Source organism: Desulfovibrio biadhensis (assembly GCF_055388615.1).
This window is the reverse complement of sequence record NZ_AP042477.1, coordinates 1,331,446-1,347,619: the sequence shown is the minus strand read 5'-3', so window position 1 is coordinate 1,347,619 and position 16,174 is coordinate 1,331,446. Positions and strand designations below refer to the sequence as shown.

Annotated in this window: 14 protein-coding genes; 5 read left to right on the top strand and 9 right to left on the bottom strand. The window is 55.8% G+C overall.

The annotated features are described in order from the left end of the window. Positions 1–10: 10 nt before the first annotated feature. From fliP to era, 9 genes are all read right to left on the bottom strand, one after another. Entirely contained in the window at positions 11–673 is a 663-nt protein-coding gene (fliP, locus tag ACZ5EH_RS05870; RefSeq protein ID WP_464278268.1) for a flagellar type III secretion system pore protein FliP, read from the bottom strand. Positions 674–788: 115 nt separating this feature from the next. Then, entirely contained in the window at positions 789–1,334 is a 546-nt protein-coding gene (gene fliO, locus ACZ5EH_RS05865; protein ID WP_464277196.1) for a flagellar biosynthetic protein FliO, read from the bottom strand. After that, positions 1,327–1,881: a flagellar motor switch protein FliN gene (fliN, locus tag ACZ5EH_RS05860; RefSeq protein WP_464277195.1), complete on the bottom strand. Its 555-nt coding sequence runs from the start codon at positions 1,879–1,881 to the stop codon at positions 1,327–1,329. The genes fliO and fliN overlap by 8 nt, the downstream gene beginning before the upstream one ends. 48 nt (positions 1,882–1,929) lie before the next feature. Beyond that, positions 1,930–2,415 carry a flagellar basal body-associated FliL family protein gene (locus ACZ5EH_RS05855; RefSeq protein ID WP_464277194.1) on the bottom strand — a complete coding sequence of 162 codons (486 nt, stop codon included), beginning with the start codon at positions 2,413–2,415 and terminating at the stop codon, positions 1,930–1,932. A gap of 25 nt (positions 2,416–2,440) precedes the next feature. After that, complete coding sequence (locus ACZ5EH_RS05850; protein WP_464277193.1) at positions 2,441–3,169, bottom strand: OmpA/MotB family protein; 729 nt, start codon at positions 3,167–3,169, stop codon at positions 2,441–2,443. A gap of 6 nt (positions 3,170–3,175) precedes the next feature. Continuing rightward, positions 3,176–4,054 (bottom strand): OmpA/MotB family protein, encoded by an 879-nt coding sequence (locus ACZ5EH_RS05845; RefSeq protein WP_464277192.1) that lies wholly within the window; start codon positions 4,052–4,054, stop codon positions 3,176–3,178. Positions 4,055–4,058: 4 nt separating this feature from the next. Further along, positions 4,059–4,820, bottom strand: a complete 762-nt coding sequence (locus tag ACZ5EH_RS05840) for a motility protein A (protein WP_464277191.1) — start codon at positions 4,818–4,820, stop codon at positions 4,059–4,061. A 31-nt stretch (positions 4,821–4,851) separates the two neighbouring features. Then, the gene (locus ACZ5EH_RS05835; RefSeq protein ID WP_464277190.1) at positions 4,852–5,553 is read right to left on the bottom strand and encodes a YggS family pyridoxal phosphate-dependent enzyme; all 702 of its coding nucleotides are present in this window, start codon (positions 5,551–5,553) and stop codon (positions 4,852–4,854) included. Positions 5,554–5,847: 294 nt separating this feature from the next. Continuing rightward, on the bottom strand, positions 5,848–6,777 hold the full coding sequence (era, locus tag ACZ5EH_RS05830; protein WP_464277189.1) for a GTPase Era: 930 nt from the start codon (positions 6,775–6,777) through the stop codon (positions 5,848–5,850). 323 nt (positions 6,778–7,100) lie between these two features. Here era and ACZ5EH_RS05825 point away from each other — a divergent pair, with 323 nt between their 5' ends. The 5 genes from ACZ5EH_RS05825 (at position 7,101) to ACZ5EH_RS05805 (ending at position 15,990) form a co-directional block, all read left to right on the top strand. After that, positions 7,101–8,273, top strand: coding sequence for a pyridoxal phosphate-dependent aminotransferase (locus tag ACZ5EH_RS05825; RefSeq protein ID WP_464277188.1), 1,173 nt, complete (start codon positions 7,101–7,103; stop codon positions 8,271–8,273). 120 nt (positions 8,274–8,393) lie between these two features. After that, positions 8,394–9,746, top strand: a complete 1,353-nt coding sequence (locus tag ACZ5EH_RS05820) for a glucose-6-phosphate isomerase (RefSeq protein ID WP_464277187.1) — start codon at positions 8,394–8,396, stop codon at positions 9,744–9,746. Positions 9,747–9,964: 218 nt separating this feature from the next. Beyond that, positions 9,965–11,386 carry a sensor histidine kinase gene (locus ACZ5EH_RS05815; protein WP_464278267.1) on the top strand — a complete coding sequence of 474 codons (1,422 nt, stop codon included), beginning with the start codon at positions 9,965–9,967 and terminating at the stop codon, positions 11,384–11,386. A gap of 30 nt (positions 11,387–11,416) precedes the next feature. After that, a complete protein-coding gene (locus tag ACZ5EH_RS05810; RefSeq protein ID WP_464277186.1) occupies positions 11,417–12,790 on the top strand; it encodes a sigma-54-dependent transcriptional regulator in 1,374 nt (457 codons plus the stop codon). Positions 12,791–12,912: 122 nt separating this feature from the next. Then, complete coding sequence (locus ACZ5EH_RS05805) at positions 12,913–15,990, top strand: DEAD/DEAH box helicase (protein WP_464277185.1); 3,078 nt, start codon at positions 12,913–12,915, stop codon at positions 15,988–15,990. Positions 15,991–16,174: the final 184 nt, after the last annotated feature.

Here is a 16,174-nt window from a genome sequence, read left to right as displayed (position 1 = left end):
CCTCGCATATTTATAAGAGAAAACTGTTTACAAGCGAGCCCGTCAACAGGCTCCAGCCATCTACCATGATGAAAAGCAAAATCTTGAAGGGCAAGGACACCATGACAGGGGGCAGCATCATCATACCCATGGCCAGAAGAATACTGGCCACCACCATGTCCAGCACCAGAAAAGGCACGTAAATCAAAAATCCAATGGTGAACCCGGTTTTGAGTTCGCTGATGACGTAGCCGGCCACGAGCATCATGGTCGGAACGTCTTCTTTTGATTGGGGGCGCTCCATCTGCGTGATCGTGTAGAAGATGGAAAGGTCCTTCTCTCTTGTGTGCTTGAAAAGAAACGCACGTAAGGGAATCTCGGCATTTTCCAAGGCGCGGGTGAACCCTATTTCCTCGTTGAGGTAGGGTTGCAAGGCCGTGTCGTTAACTGATTTGGCCACAGGCATCATGATGACGACAGTCATGAATATGGCAAGACTGGCGAGAATCTGGTTCGGGGGCAGCTGCTGCGTTCCCATTGCCTGCCGCAGAAAATGGAAGACAATGATGATTCTGGTGAAGGACGTCACCGTCAACAGAATGGCCGGCGCAAGGGAAAGAATCGTCAGGACGAAAAGAATCTCAAGTAGGACCGATACCTTTTCCGGCTCGGTGGTGCCGCCGGAAAGCTCCATCCTGAGATCGGGAAAGGCTACGTCGGCAGCAGCGTGAACAATAGCTGGTAAAAAGATGGCTGCAAGCAGAAAAAGCGTGCTTATGACGGCAGGACGACGCAGCCAGGCCGCCGCATCAATCAGGAGGGTCGGTTTTTTGAGCTCTGGCCAGTGTGTCGGAAAAGTCTTTGTTTTCAGGTGCATGGTCCGCTTCCAGCGTTGTCAGCAAGGTTATCTGGGTTTCTGTTACTCCCAGTACCATGCGCTTATTCAAAAAACGGACCACAGTTACATATCGTTTGGGACCCAATGCGAGTTGTGATTCAAGTTGCAGGTCGCCACGGTGGAAAGTCTTGAACCCGGCCTTGGGGCCGTAGCGTTTCAAAAGCCAAAACGCCAGGGCCAGAGCAGCCAAAAGTAGAAAAACAGCGCCCAGAGCCTGAAAATAGCCCCCCATCATGTCCTGTGTCGGGACACCGGCAGCCTGCTCAGCGATTTTTCCGGCCGCGGTTCCCACGCTTTCAAAGGCGGTTCTGCCCGTTTCCTGCAAAGCAGGGTCCTTCGCAACCTGGGACGCGGAGCTTCCCATGGATTGCCCGGCTGCTTTGCCAGCAGCCTGGACAGCCTGGTTCACAACCGCGGGTGCGTTGGAATATGCGTGTTGCAACAGCGGATTAGCCAAGTTGTTTCACCCGTTCGATGGGGCTGATGATGTCTGTCAGACGCACACCGAATTTTTCGTTGATGACAACGGCCTCACCACGCGCCACCAGCTTGCCGTTGACAAATATTTCCAGCGGTTCACCAGCAAGCTTGTTGAGTTCGATGACGGAACCCTGCCCCAATTGAAGCAGCTCGTTGATGAGCAGTCTGGTGCGGCCAAGCTCGGCGGATACATCCAGAGGAATATCGAGGATGAAGTCCAGTTCCCGCTTGCCGCTGTCAGGGCGGGGAGATTTGGCCTCCTCCGTCAAATCTTTGAAATCCGCGCTCTGGGCTGAACGGTTCAGCTCCTTGGCAGCCTTGTCGTTCTGGACCTTGGCGCCTTCATCCTCGGCAAGCGCACGGGCCCATTCGTCTGCCAAATCATCATCGGCAAGATCATCGCCAGGCAGATCACCGCCAATGTCTCCATTGTCAACGGCAGCATCATCGCCGTCGCCGTCCTGTTCTTCCAGGGCTGCAGCCCACTGTTCCGCGAGTTCGTCCTGATTTACATCGTCTTGCATAGCGCTCTTCCTTTGCGCTTGGGCAGCGGCTGTTCAGAAAACCTGCCGCTACTGGATGACCATTTCAGTAAAATAGACCCTTAGAATCTTTGATGTCTCAAGGATCAGATTGAGCTGGTTCACAATCTCCATCTTCAATAACTGCTTGTTTTCAAGCGAAGAGAGATCCGCATACGTCTTGCTGGACAACAGCAGGATGATGGCATCCCGCACCTTCGGCATTTCCGATTCCAGAAGCGTCTTTGTCTTCTCTCCCTCCACTTCCACGTCCATGGTCAGTTTCAGGTATCTGCGCCCCAACGGGTCAGCGAGATTCACCAAAAACGTGGGCAGCGTCACCATGTGCGTCTCTTTTGGACCGGCTTCCTCTTCTTCGGTAGTCTGCTCGGTTTCCGCATTATCCTTGGGTCCGGCGAAAAACTTGGTGTATGCAAAGTAACCACCACCACCAAGAAGCAGGATGATAAGGAGCAGCAGAATCCATTTGAGCTTGCTTTTCTTTTTTTTCGGTTCTTGTTTTTCTTCGTCTGCCACGGCGTGCTCCTTGGGTGTTCTGCTGTCAGCGTGTCTGGTATCCGGCAAAAAGTGGTGTGGACTTGATGAGAATGGACACGCGTCGGTTCTGCGCCTGTTCAGTGCCCGTATCACTATCCGCCAGGGCAAAGTTTGGGCCATAGGCGGATATGGAAAAACGTCTCTGCTCTATCCCATTTTGAACAAAAAAATGAAGGACGGCAAGCGCTCGCTCGCCAGAGAGGACAAACGGACGGCCGTTGCCTTCATCGATGCCGGTGTAGCCGGCCAAATTCACGTCTGCTCCGGAATACTGCAACATTTCCATCACCGCCCAGAGAACCCTTTGCGCCAGTTCCGTCAGTTCTTTGCTGTTGCGTGCAAACGCCAGCTTGTCAGAAAGCACGATGGCCAGTCCTTCAGGGTGGCGCATCACTTCTATGTTCTCATACAGCGTGCTGCGGTCTATTTCCTGTGGAAGCACGTCTGCAAAAAGCAAGTCCTTGAAACGGTTAGGCTTTTTTACGACATCTATGGGGTTTTCCAGCAGTTGCAGCAACAGTTCTATGCGCTGGGGTATCTTGCCTGCAGAGCGTTTGGTTACAAACCCTATGTCGCTGGTTAACAGGTTGACCCGCGTCAGCACGCTCTTGTCCATGGAACTCATGGAAAGAATCAACACGAAAAATGTGAGCAACAGGGTCACCAGGTCGGAAAATGTGACCAACCATGCCGGATCTCCCGGTGCTTCTTTTGGTTTTTTTTCGCGGGCCATGCTGTACTACGCTCCGTCACCCTGTTGGGATTCAGGTGGCGGCGTCACTTTGAAGCGCTGCTCCGGCCCCAGTTCCTCGGGCTCCACCTGAATATCGAACTTGAAATCCTTGTATATGTAATTCTTGTCTTTCTGCTTCATGCCCTGCGGCGTGAGTTCTTCCAACCAGAAGGTGTTGCGCTTGTCCAGCACAATGTCCACACGCCGGTTTTGCTTGCGGCCTTGCGGTGTTTTGTCACTATACATGGGGCGAAATTTGCCGAACGCCTCCACCATCAGCTTGTCCGGGTCTATGCCACGGTCCAGAAAGTGTTTGTAAACACTCAGCACGCGCATCAGGGACAGCCGCCAGGAAGGATCAAGACCGTCATCTTCAAGGGACAGCTGGTTGATGGTTGCGATCTCGTCGCGGTCCAGTGCGGTGTGCCCCGCCAGGAGTATCGGATACTCCAACCGAAACAAGATGGGCAACATACGGTCCAGGACACGACGCCCTCTCTCAGAAATTTCCGGGCTCCCAGGCTCGAAAAAAACCTCTTCGTTGATGGTCACTATCTCGACATACTTGTTGGACTGGAAGTTGATGTCTTCCTCCAGGTCTTCCCACAGCAGGTCTTTGAGCGTTTCCAGGTTTTCTATATCCTCCATGGCGCCTGGTTCGATGGTGACGCGTTTGTCTTTTGTGCTGCGTGCGTCAAAGCCGGCGCTGCCCATGCCGAATGTGCCAATGATGGAGCCGAGAACCACAAGGCGCCTGCGCTCGTCGATAGTCGCCATACTCACCAAAAGCACAAAAAAGGTGAGCATCAGGGTCATCATGTCGGAAAAGGTGATCAGCCAGGTGGAGCCGCCGCCTCCCGATTTTTTCTTCTTGCGCCGGGCCACGACATCATCCTTCCTGTTTGCGCTGCTTGGGCGGAACGAAACTGGAAAGTTTCTCCTGGATGATCCTGGGGTTTTCCCCCTTTGAGATAGCCAGGATGCCTTCCATGATCATTTCCATGTTCTGGATTTCCGACTTGCTGCGCGTTTTCAGTTTGCCCGCCATGGGCAAAAAGAGAAGGTTGGCGAGAAGCGCCCCGTAAAATGTTGTGATCAAGGCCACAGCCATGGCCGGGCCGATGGTGCTGGGGTCTTCCATTGTCTGCAGCATCATGATCAGACCGATAACCGTCCCGATCATGCCCATGGCGGGGGCAAAGGCGCCCAGGGTCAAAAGAATCTCTGCGCCGGTTTCGTGGCGGCTTTCACGGTAGGAAATCTCGGTTTCAAGGATTTCCTGAATGGCCTGCGGCTCTAGTCCGTCCACCGTGAGCTGCAGCCCCTTTTTCAAGTAGACGTCGTCAATTTCCTTGATGATGGGTTCCAGGGACAGGATGCCTTCGCGGCGGGCGCGGTTGGCATAGTCCATGAACTTTTCAATAATTGCGTTGGGTTCGTCGATGCTGCTGAAAAAGGCATTCTTGAAGACACCCACAACTCCAAGCACGGTGCCCAGGGGATAGTTGATGAGCGTGGCGCCAATGGTGCCGCCAAAGACGATGAGAGCGGATTGGATATCAATGAAAATAAGCGGACTGCCACCGGTAAGGATAGCCGCGATGACAAGCCCGAAAGCGACGATGATGCCTATTACGGTTGCGAGATCCATATCCGCTTTGTCCTCATGGTGCTGCGTTCATTCAAGGGCGGGGCCCGAATAAAGCCGTGCCCACCCGTACGAGAGTAGCGCCTTCCTCGATTGCAACCTCGAAATCAGAGCTCATGCCCATGGAAAGATGGGGCAATGCCAGGCCCAGCCTGGAGCGCAAGGTCTCACGTAATGCATAAAGGTGTCGAAAATATGGCCGCGCGTCTTCGGCAGTCTGACAGACAGGGGGCATGCACATCAGCCCCTGGACGTCTATGGCGTCCAATGCCGCAGTCTGCGCCACCAGGTTTTCCAATTCCTCTATGGCGACGCCGGACTTTTGCGGCTCGTTGCCAATATTGACCTGCACAAGCACGGCCTGGACCACCCCGGCCTTTTGCGCGGACTTATGCAAAGCCTGGGCCAGTTTGAGTTTGTCCAGGGTATGCACCATGGCAAAGTGACCCGGCACGAATTTGGCCTTGTTGGACTGTAAATTGCCGATAAAATGCCATGCAAGTTGTTGATCAGAAAGAGAATCAATCTTGTCGAGCGCTTCCTGGACGTAGTTTTCGCCAAAGGTGTGCTGTCCCGCAGCGGCCAGGGTGGCAACGGCTTCTGGTGGCTGATATTTCGAGACCGCCACCAGGGCGACTTCTTCTGGATTGCGGTGACTGCGGCGGCAGGCCGCCTCCATGGCGGAAAGCACGTCAGACAAGCGCTGATGCGGTGTGGATGCCTCATTCCGGGGCATTACGGCCCCCTTTTCATAGATGGGATTAGAGTTTTGAATGAAAAAGTCTAAATATGAATAGCGCATCGGCCGCCCGAGGTAAAGCTTGCCAGCGCCCTGTAGTGGGCAAAATATCTCGGATTGCGGGGTAAAAATGAAAACGCCCCCTGTTTTTGGCAGGGGGCGCACTGCAGACATTGCTGGTCATGTGTCAAAAAACCGAACTATTCGACTGCTCAGGCGTGTATTTGGGAAAGCATTGCCGCATGGGACGACAGCAGGTGCGGCAAGCCCCTCACAGACGCAGCCTTATTATCAGGAAGAAAAACCCATGGAGCGCAGAAAGCCGGGGTCTTCGTTCCAGTTTTCGCGGACCTTGACCCAGAGATTCAGGAACACCTGATGTTCGATGAGCTCTTCGATGTCGCGCCTTGCCTGGCTGCCAATTTCTTTGAGCATGGAGCCGTGTTTGCCGATCACCATGGATTTGTGAGTATTGCGCCCAACATAGATGACGGCGTCGATGCGTAAGGCCTGGGTTGGCGTTTCCGGCTCTTCCCAGTTTTCTATGTCCACGGTGACGGAATAAGGCAGTTCCTGGCGCAGATTCAAAAAGAGTTTTTCCCGGATGATCTCCTGCGTCATGAAGCGTACAGGCAGGGTGGATATCTGGTCCTCGGGATACATTGGGGGGCCTTCTGGCAGGGCGGCGACCACGGCTTCCAGGAGTTGGGGCAAGCCTTCTTCCGTCAGGGCTGAAACAGGGTAGACCTGCGCGCCGGGCCAGTAATCGTGCAGGCGTTCCATAACAGGAAGCATGGTGGATTTGTCTTTGAACAAATCGATTTTATTCAGCGCCACAATCAAGGGAGCGCCCCCTGCAACCGCTGTCTGGTCCTGGATGCGTTCGAGGTCATTTTCCAGAAAGTGGAGTTTGCGTGTGTACATGTTGGCGTCCAGCACAAGCAGGAGGCAGTCCGCCCCCACTTGGGCCTGCCGGGTCGCGTGCATCAGCATTTTGTGCATCACGCCCTTGTTGGAGTGCAGACCAGGCGTATCCACGAAAACAACCTGCGCGTCATCACGGCTCAGGATGCCGTTGATCTGGTTGCGGGTGGTCTGCGGCTTTGGTGAGACAATGGCCACCTTTTGCCCGAGATAAGCGTTGAGCATGGTGGATTTACCGGCGTTGGCCGGTCCGATCATGGCCACGTAGCCACTGCGGTGAGAAGCTTGTTCGGTCATCAGCTAAGAATTCTCCCTTTGCTGCATGAGATGCTGCAAGACAAGGTAAAACTTGTTTTGTGATAAATAATTAAGGCCCCATGCACCGTTTTTTTGCCGGTGGCAAACCGTGCGGTATGCGCCGCGAGAGCAGGGGTAAAACCGGACTCCGAGAAAAACGTGAGGAACAAGACTATACTGACAACGCTCCATGAGCAAGAGGATAACATGGCAGAGTAGGGGCTGAACTATTTACCTGTAAGAAGTTTTGCCCTACAGAAGGGCGAGATTATGGGGCAGCAGCGATTTCCAGATTACACATGCCAGAAGCAAGGAGCCTGCACATGCGCATGGCATCACGTTTGTCGCGCATCAAGCCGTCGGCCACACTGGCCGTAAGCACCAAGGCCATGGAACTGAAAGCCCAGGGCAAGGAAGTCATCAGCCTTTCAGTAGGCGAGCCTGATTTTCCAACCCCGGGAAACATGGTCGAGGCCACGAAAGATGCCTTGGACCAGGGCTTTACCCGCTACACCCAGGTGCCGGGCATACCAGAGCTGCGGGAGGCCGTGGCCGGGTATTTCCACCAGCATTATGGCGTGGAAGCTCCCAAGGAAGCGACCATTGTCACCAACGGTGGCAAACAGGCGCTTTTTAATATTTTTCAGGCGCTGTTGGATCCGGGTGACGAAGTCATCATCCCTGCGCCCTATTGGGTGAGCTATCCCGACATGGTTTTGCTGGCCGACGGTGTGCCTGTACCCGTCGCCACCGAGCCCGAGGCGGATTTCAAGCTGAGTGTGGAGCAGCTGGAAAAAAGCATCACCAGCCGCAGCAGGGCGCTTATCCTGAACTCACCCTCCAATCCCACAGGGTGTCATTACACCCAGGCCGAGTTGGACGCCCTGGCCGAGGTTGCCATAGCCAAGGGGCTGGTTGTGGTTTCCGATGAAATTTACGATCTTTTGATCTACCCACCGGCTACGCCTGCCAGTCTTTCGCACATGTGGCAGAAGCATCCAGAGAATGTTATCGTGGTCAACGGCCTGGCAAAGAGCTGCGCCGCCACAGGCTGGCGGGTAGGGTTCGCCCTGGCGCACCCTGACTGCATCAAGGCCTTGAGCAAGCTGCAGGGGCAAAGCACCTCCTGCATTTGTTCCTTTGTGCAAAAGGGCGCACTCGCTGCGTTGACGCAGCCCATGGAACAGCTGGAGACCATGCGTACCGCCTTTATGAAGCGTCGCGATCTGGTGTTGGACATTCTTTCCGGCTGGTCCGGGGTAAAATGCCCGAAGCCTGATGGGGCCTTTTACGTTTTCCCGGAAGTGGATACATACTATGATGCTTCCGCGCCGGATTCAGCTACGCTCTGCACAAAGCTGCTCGAAGAAGCTGGTGTGGCTCTGGTTCCGGGCGCCGCTTTTGGCGATGACCGTTGCGTGCGCATTTCCTACGCAGTGAGCGAGGAGACGCTGGCCACGGCCTTGGACAGGGTCGCCAAGGTGCTATTCAAGTAGCCTGTCGCAATAAGGATGCATCTTCTGCCCTTATGAAGCAGCGTCTCTGCTTCAGGAAGATGCATCAGGAGCATGCCGGCCGTGAACTGGCCGCAATGCTCGCAAAAAAAGGAGCAGACCATGAAAGCCAATATGCTGGACTGGACCAATGCCCATGCGGGGCGCCTTGCCCCCGCTGACCAGGAAGCCTTCGAAAACAAGGCCGCTGCCGTTGCAGAGGAATTTTTGAAGCGCACCGGGGAGGGCTCGCTCCCTTACCTGCAACTGCCTTTTTGGAGCGAACTGGAACCTGCGCTGCAAGAATTCAAAAAAAATACCGCCGGCTTCGAGCACATGCTGCTGCTTGGCATCGGCGGTTCCGCCCTGGGCGCACGGGCGTTGCAAAAAGCTTTTTTTCCAGAGCAGGATCACCCCGGACACAAGGGCCCCTGGCTATGGATAGCCGACAATGTCGACACCATTACCCTGGAAGCCTGGTTCGATAAGTTGCCTGCCGACAAGACCATTGTTGTCGTTGTCAGCAAATCCGGCGGCACCATCGAGACCATGTCACAGTATTTGCTGGCAAGCGAATGGTTGCAGGAAAAAGCCGGCAAATCCTGGCGCAAGCATCTCTTCTTCATCACGGACAGCAACAAGGGCTTTCTGCGGGATCAGGCCAGGGAGCTCGGCGTTGACGCTTTGCCCGTACCCGACAACCTGGGGGGGCGCTACTCCGTGCTTTCCGCGGTGGGGCTGGTGCCTGCCACCTTCATGGGGCTGGACTGCAGCGCCCTTGTCAAAGGCTCCCAGGATGTGAACAAAGGGTTGAGCGCGCCTGACGTGACCACTGCAAGTGTGGCGGCCCACCCTGCCTTCAAGCTGGCGTCCTGGGCGTGCGGCTTGATGGACAAAGGCTATTCCCAGCTTATTTTCTTCAGCTATATTCCGCTCTGGGCGCCCTTTGGCGCCTGGTTCGCCCAGTTGTGGGCCGAAAGCCTGGGCAAAGAGGGCAAGGGTAGCATGCCCCTGCCGGCCGTTGGCGTTACCGATCAGCACTCCCTGCAGCAGATGTTTCTGGATGGCCCCAAGGACAAGGGCTGCCTGTTCATGACCTGCCCCTCCTTGCCGCAGGGGCGCGCTTTCTCCCCAGACCTCCCCGAAAAATGGGCGTTTCTGAAGGGCAAGCATTTTGGCGATCTGCTGGATGCCGAGGCGCTGGGAACGCGCATGGCCCTGCACATGAACGACGTGCCCCTCCTTGGCCTGGAAATGGCCGATGCCACCCTGTACAATGCAGGCAAGCTGATGGGGCTGCTGGAAACCGCCACCGTCATCTCGGGCTGGCTTTTGGGAATCAATCCCCTGGATCAGCCTGCCGTGGAACTGGGCAAACGCCTGGCCAACGCCAAGCTCGGCGCCGCTGGCTATGATGAGGAATCCGCCAACCTGAAGCGTTTTCTCGACCGGCCCGGCACCGCGCAAGAGTTTTAACATATTCGATTGCAAGGCTGGTTTTCGGGGGGGGAAACTTTTGAAAAAGTTTCCCCCCCGAACCCCCTCTTCAAAACTTTTTGATTGAATGAAAAGTTAGGAAGGGGGAGCACGAGGGGGAGAACCCTTTCAAGGGTTTCCCCCTCGTAGCTCAAGCAATAATAAGGAAATCTCCATACGTGAGTGATAAGAAGAACAAATCCGCGCCAAGGACGGGCATGGATTACAAGCGCACGTTCGGCATCACCAAGATTCTATCATGGAGTTCGTTGCTCCTGATTCTGGCTTCCGGGCTGTTTCTTTCTGTGATCATTGCCGATTCTGCGCGCCGCACGCTGCTGGAGAAGCAAAAGGAATTTGCCCTGCTTTTGGCGGAAAACCTGAACCAGCAGATTTACCGGCGTTTTACGTTACCCACGCTTATTGGCGTGGGCTATATAGCGTTGAGCGAGGAAAGCCAGTACCAGCGGTTGCAGAGCGTTATCGAGTGGAGCACGCACGGGCTGCACGTCAATGAGATTCGCATCTACGGTGATGACAGACGCGTTTCCTTTTCTACAAATAGGGAAATGGTCGGCCATGAGAACCTGGCAGGCGAGCGTGTGGAACGCGCCTTCAACGGCGAGCACAGCTTTACCATCCTGAGCAAGATCAACCCTTTTTGGGCCATTTTCACGGATATCAAGCCCGGCAGCGTCATTCTCGAGACGGTCTACCCCCTGCGTGATGAGCGCGGCGCACTGGGAGGGGGCGAAGACCAGGAAGAGAAGTTCATCATGGGCGTCCTGGAAATGAGCCAGGATATTACCCAGGACTACAAGACGGTTATCAGCTTTCAATGGTTGATCATTTCCACGACACTGGTCACCACCCTTACGGTTTCGCTGGTGCTGCTGGTGGTCATCCGGCGCGTGGACCGCATCAACAGGGCGCGCCTGGAAGAAAAGGACCGCCTGGAGCGCGAACTGCACCAGAACGAGAAGCTGGCCAGCATGGGGCGCATGGTTGCCAGTGTGGCGCATGAAATCCGCAACCCCCTGGGCATTATCCGCTCGAGTGCGGAGCTCTTGCTGAAACGCGCGGGCGACAAGGAAGACATTACCTCCAGGATTCTGCGCGCCATTTTTGACGAATCCAAACGACTTTCGCAGATTGTCACCGACTTTCTGGATTACGCGCGCCCCAAACAGCCTAAGCAGGACCCTGTAGACCTTGGCCACGTGCTGGATCAGGTTCTGGGCTTTTTGGAAAGCGAGTGCTGCAAGGCTGAGGTCCAGGTGGAGCGCAGCTATGAGCACGGCAAGATGGTCACGGGCGACAAGGACTTGCTGTATCGCGCCTTCTACAACATCCTGGTTAACGCCTTGCAGGCCACACCGGGAGAGGGCAAAGTGACGTTGAGCATAGAATCGGATGAAAAGCACCATAAGGTTGTGTTCACCGATTCGGGAACGGGATTTGAAGAGGATTCCCAGCACAAGCTCCTTGATCCGTTCTTTACCACCAAGGATACGGGCACCGGCTTGGGACTGACCATCGTCAACAACATCATCAAGAGCCACGGGGGGCGCATGGAACTGGCCAACGCTCCCGATGGCGGCGCCAGGGTCGCTGCAGAGCTGCCCAAGCGCATGGATTGATATATAAATCGCATCAGGGGTGGTAGGGACATGTCCAACCAGATCCTCATACTCGACGACGAACCGAACTTTTTGCTCATCCTTGAAGCCATGCTTTCGGATGCGGGGTATTCCATCACCGCGCTTTCCGATCCGGAAATGGGGCTGGCCTACCTGGATGAAAGCGAAGTGGACGTTATTATTACCGACATGAAAATGCCCAAGCTCTCCGGGCAGGACGTGTTGGAGCATGTAAAGCGCAACTTTCCGCATATCCCGGTGCTTATCATGACAGCCTACGGCTCCATCGAAGCCGCGGTGGAAGCTATGAAAGTGGGCGCTTTTGACTACATTACAAAACCTTTTTCCAACGACGAGCTGCTGCTTTCCGTGAGTAAGGCCATGCAGCTGGCAAACGTGCGCCGCCAGTTTCGGCTGCTGCATGAAAACCTGGAAGACCGCTACGGCCTGCATCAGATCATTGGTAAATCCAAGGCCATCCGCGATGTCTTGAGCATGGTGGATCGTGCGGCGCCCAGCCGCAGCACCGTGCTGATTACCGGTGAGTCCGGCACGGGCAAGGAGCTTGTTGCCCGCGCCATTCATTTTGCCTCCCCACGGAAGAACGGCCCCTTTGTGTCTGTCAACTGCATGGCGTTCAACGCGGGCGTGCTGGAGAGTGAACTTTTCGGCCATGAAAAAGGCTCGTTTACAGGCGCCGTGGCGCAAAAAAGAGGCCGTTTCGAGCTGGCCCATGAAGGCACCCTGTTTCTGGATGAAATCGGCGAGCTTTCCCAGGATATTCAGGTGAAATTGCTGCGCGTGCTGCAGGAGCGCCGCTTCGAACGTGTGGGCGGCAGCAAGGAAGTGGAAGTGGACATTCGTGTTGTCACCGCCACTAATAAAAACCTGCAGGAAGCCGTGGAAAAGGGCGAGTTCCGCGAAGACCTCTACTACCGGCTGAACGTGGTGCACATCACCCTGCCTTCCTTGCGGGAGCGGCGGGAAGACATCCCCATCCTTGCCCAGCATTTCGCCCAAAAGTACGCTCAGGATAACGGCATGGAGCCCAAAACCTTTTCGCCGGAAGCCGTGGACTACCTTACCGGCTATGAATGGCCCGGCAACGTGCGGCAGCTTGAAAATATCATCGAACGCTGCATGGTGCTGGCCTCGGGAGATCATATAGGTGTGGAAGACCTGCCCCCCGAGATCAAGGACGAAGAAGCCCAGTTCAAAAGCGCGGTGGACCTGCTGCCCGTCCAATTGAATCTGGCCGACACCCTGGAGAAGATCGAGGCCGCCCTGGTGCGGCGCGCCCTGGCCAAGGCGGATTTTGTACAGGTCAAAGCTGCGGACTTGTTGGGACTTTCCAAGAGCAATCTCCAGTACAAACTGAAGAAGTACAAGATCACCGGGCACTAGCGCTCCTCACCCATAAATCAAAGGGTGCAAAGGGAGCGCCTTTAGTTGCGCACGGCTCTGGTGGTGACGCTGCTAAGCGTTCTTCACCCCTTTTCCAATGTATTACTAAGTTTGAAAACTAAATGAGTAAAAAGAAGTATGGGAATGGAGAGCACGAGGGGGAAACCCTTTTCCAGCAACTTTCCACCCCGCATGATGCCCTTCCTGAAGATTCCGTAGCCGATTACGTGGCCTCGCTCCGCGAATCCGAACGCCTTGGCGACCAGGTGGTCTATCATCACGTTGTACAGCCGCAGGAAGCGGCGCACGCGCCAAACGCCCGCCCCTGGCCCAAGGCGGTGCAGGAACTCTTGCGCGCAAAGGGCATAGACGAACTCTACACGCATCAGGCCCGGGCCGCAGACATGGTCCGCATGGGGCGCAACGTGGTTGTGGCCACCCCCACAGCGAGCGGCAAAACCCTGGTCTATACCCTGCCCATTGTTGAACGTTTTCTACAGGATCCCGAATGCAGGGCGCTTTGCCTTTTCCCGTTGAAAGCTCTGGCGCAAGACCAGTTCAAAAATCTTGAAGCCTTGCTGGAACCCTGGCCCAAGGACGCCAGGCCCACGGCCGCCATCTATGACGGAGACATTTCTGATTACCGGCGGCGCAAGGTGCGTCAGGACCCCCCCAACATTCTGCTGACGAATCCCGAGATGCTGCATCTGTCTCTGTGCCCGCATCATGAAACCTGGAGCGCCTTTCTGGCCGGGCTGAACTTCATTGTGCTGGATGAGGTGCATACCTACAGGGGGGTGCTTGGTTCGCACATGGCGCAGGTGCTGCGCAGGCTGCTCAGACTTTGCCGGCGATACGGCGCCAACCCGACCTTTATTTTTTGCTCGGCAACAGTTGCCAATCCGGCCGAATTGGCGCGACAGCTCACAGGTCTGGAAGTGGAAGCCGTTACAGAGACCGGCGCCCCCCAGGGAAAACGCCATTTCGTTTTCCTGAATCCTTACGAAGGCGCAGCCCAGGCAGCCATCATGCTTTTGCAGGCCGCCTTGCACCGTGGTCTCAGGACAATAATCTACGCACAGTCACGTAAGGTAACGGAGCTCATCAGTCTGTGGGCGCAACAGCGCTCCGGCCCCTACAAGGAGCGTATCAGCGCCTATCGCGCAGGGTATTTGCCGGAGGAGCGCCGCGAGATCGAGGAAAAGATGTCCAGTGGTGAGCTGCTGGCCGTGGTCTCCACCAGCGCCCTTGAACTTGGGATAGACATAGGCGCTTTGGATATCTGCATCCTGGTGGGGTATCCGGGCAGTGTCATGTCCACCATGCAGCGTGGGGGGCGTGTGGGGCGCAGCATGCGCGAAAGCGCGGTTGCCCTGGTGGCGCATGAGGATGCTCTGGATCAGTATTTCATGCGTTGCCCGCAGGCGTTTTTCGAGCAGGGCGCGGAAGCAGCCGTGCTCAACCCGTACAATGAAGTGATTCTGGCGCGGCATTTGGAATGCGCAGCCGCGGAGGCCCCTTTGCGGGCGGATGAACCCTGGATGCAGGACCCCCTGATAGCGCCTACCCTGGCCAGGATGGAAAATAGCGGGCAACTGTTGCGCAGCGCGGACGGCAGGGAGATATACAGCAGAAGAAAGCGCCCCCAAAGGGATATAAGCCTGCGCGGCACGGGCTCCACCTATTCCATCGAGATCGGGAACGCGCCCGCCTCCGATGTGGAGCAAAGCGCGCTCAGCGTGGGCACTATAGACGAGCACCGGGCCTTCAAGGAGACGCATACCGGCGCTGTCTACCTGCACAAGGGGCAGTCCTTCGTAGTGCATGACATGGACACCACAACGCGCACCGTACGGGTAAAGCCCCAACGTGTGGACTACTTTACCCGCGCCCGTGGTAATAAGGTCACCGAGATCATGGAAGTGTACGCCGAGAAGCCGGCCTGGGGCACGCGGCTCCATCTGGGGCGGCTCAAGGTCACGGAAACGGTTACCGGCTACGAAACAAGGCGTATTCGCGGCAACAAACTGCTGCGCATCACCCCACTGGATTTGCCGCCTTTGGTTTTTGAGACGGAAGGCATCTGGTTTGCCATGCCCATGGACCTTATCCGCGCCTGTGAAAGGGATTTTATGCATTTCATGGGCGGCATCCATGCCATGGAGCACGCTTCCATCGGCATTCTGCCATTGCTGGTGATGACTGACCGTAACGATTTGGGTGGCATTTCCACCCCTATGCACGGGCAACTGGGGCTGCCGGCCGTGTTCATCTACGATGGCATCCCAGGCGGGGTGGGGCTAACCCGGGAAGCCTACGAAAAGGGTGAAGAGCTTCTGGAAAAGACGCTCATGGCCATTTCCACCTGTGAATGTGAGCAAGGGTGCCCTGGGTGTGTGCACTCGCCAAAATGTGGATCGGGCAACCGCCCCATTGATAAGGCGGCATCCATGTATGTGTTGCGTTACTTGAAGAATGCGCCGCCCATGCCCGGGCCATTGGATATTTTCATGGAGGCGCAGGAGCCGCCAGAACCCCCTACCGTCCATGCCGTTCAGGCGGAAAATTCGCAACATCCTGAAGTTTCACGTGAAACAATAAAAGATGAGGCAACACATGAAGTCCCCATGCCGGTGCAGTCTTCCAAGCGTGTGGTACAGCCGCTCCCTGCATATGGTGTGCTGGATGTGGAGACCAGGCGTTCCGCCCAGGAAGTAGGTGGGTGGAACAAGGCGGAGCGTATGGGCGTGAGTGTGGCTGTGCTCTATGATTCTCGCGCTGACGCTTACATCCATTACCTTGAAGACGACATGCCCCAGATGATGGAGCGTCTGAAGACCTTTGATCTTCTGGTGGGCTTCAACATCAAACGTTTTGACTACCGTGTGCTGTCCGCTTACGCGCCCTTGCCATTCCTTACTTCCTTGCCCACGCTGGACATGCTGGAGGAGGTCAAGAACCGCCTTGGTTACCGGCTTTCCCTGGACCACCTGGCCCAGGCCACCCTTGGGTCGGAAAAGTCGGCCGACGGCTTGCAGGCCCTCAAGTGGTGGGCAGAGGGGCGCGTGCAGGAAATCATCGAGTACTGCACTAAAGACGTTGCCATCACCCGTGCTCTCTACCTTCATGGCCACGAGCAAGGCTTTCTGCTGTTCACCAACAAGGCCAAGCAGGTCGTTCGCGTTCCCGTGGCGTGGTGAACGGAAGCGTGGAGAAAAAGGTACGACTCTCCCTCAGGCTCCCCTTCCACTGATGCTTATTTTCCGAGGGGGCGTTACGATAGCAATCCGGAGCGGAAAACGTCTTCTTCCGGTGCGTTGTATGCTGCTGAAGAAAAGTTAAAGCACGCGTGAAATAACTATCAAAATTTCATGAAGTACAAGA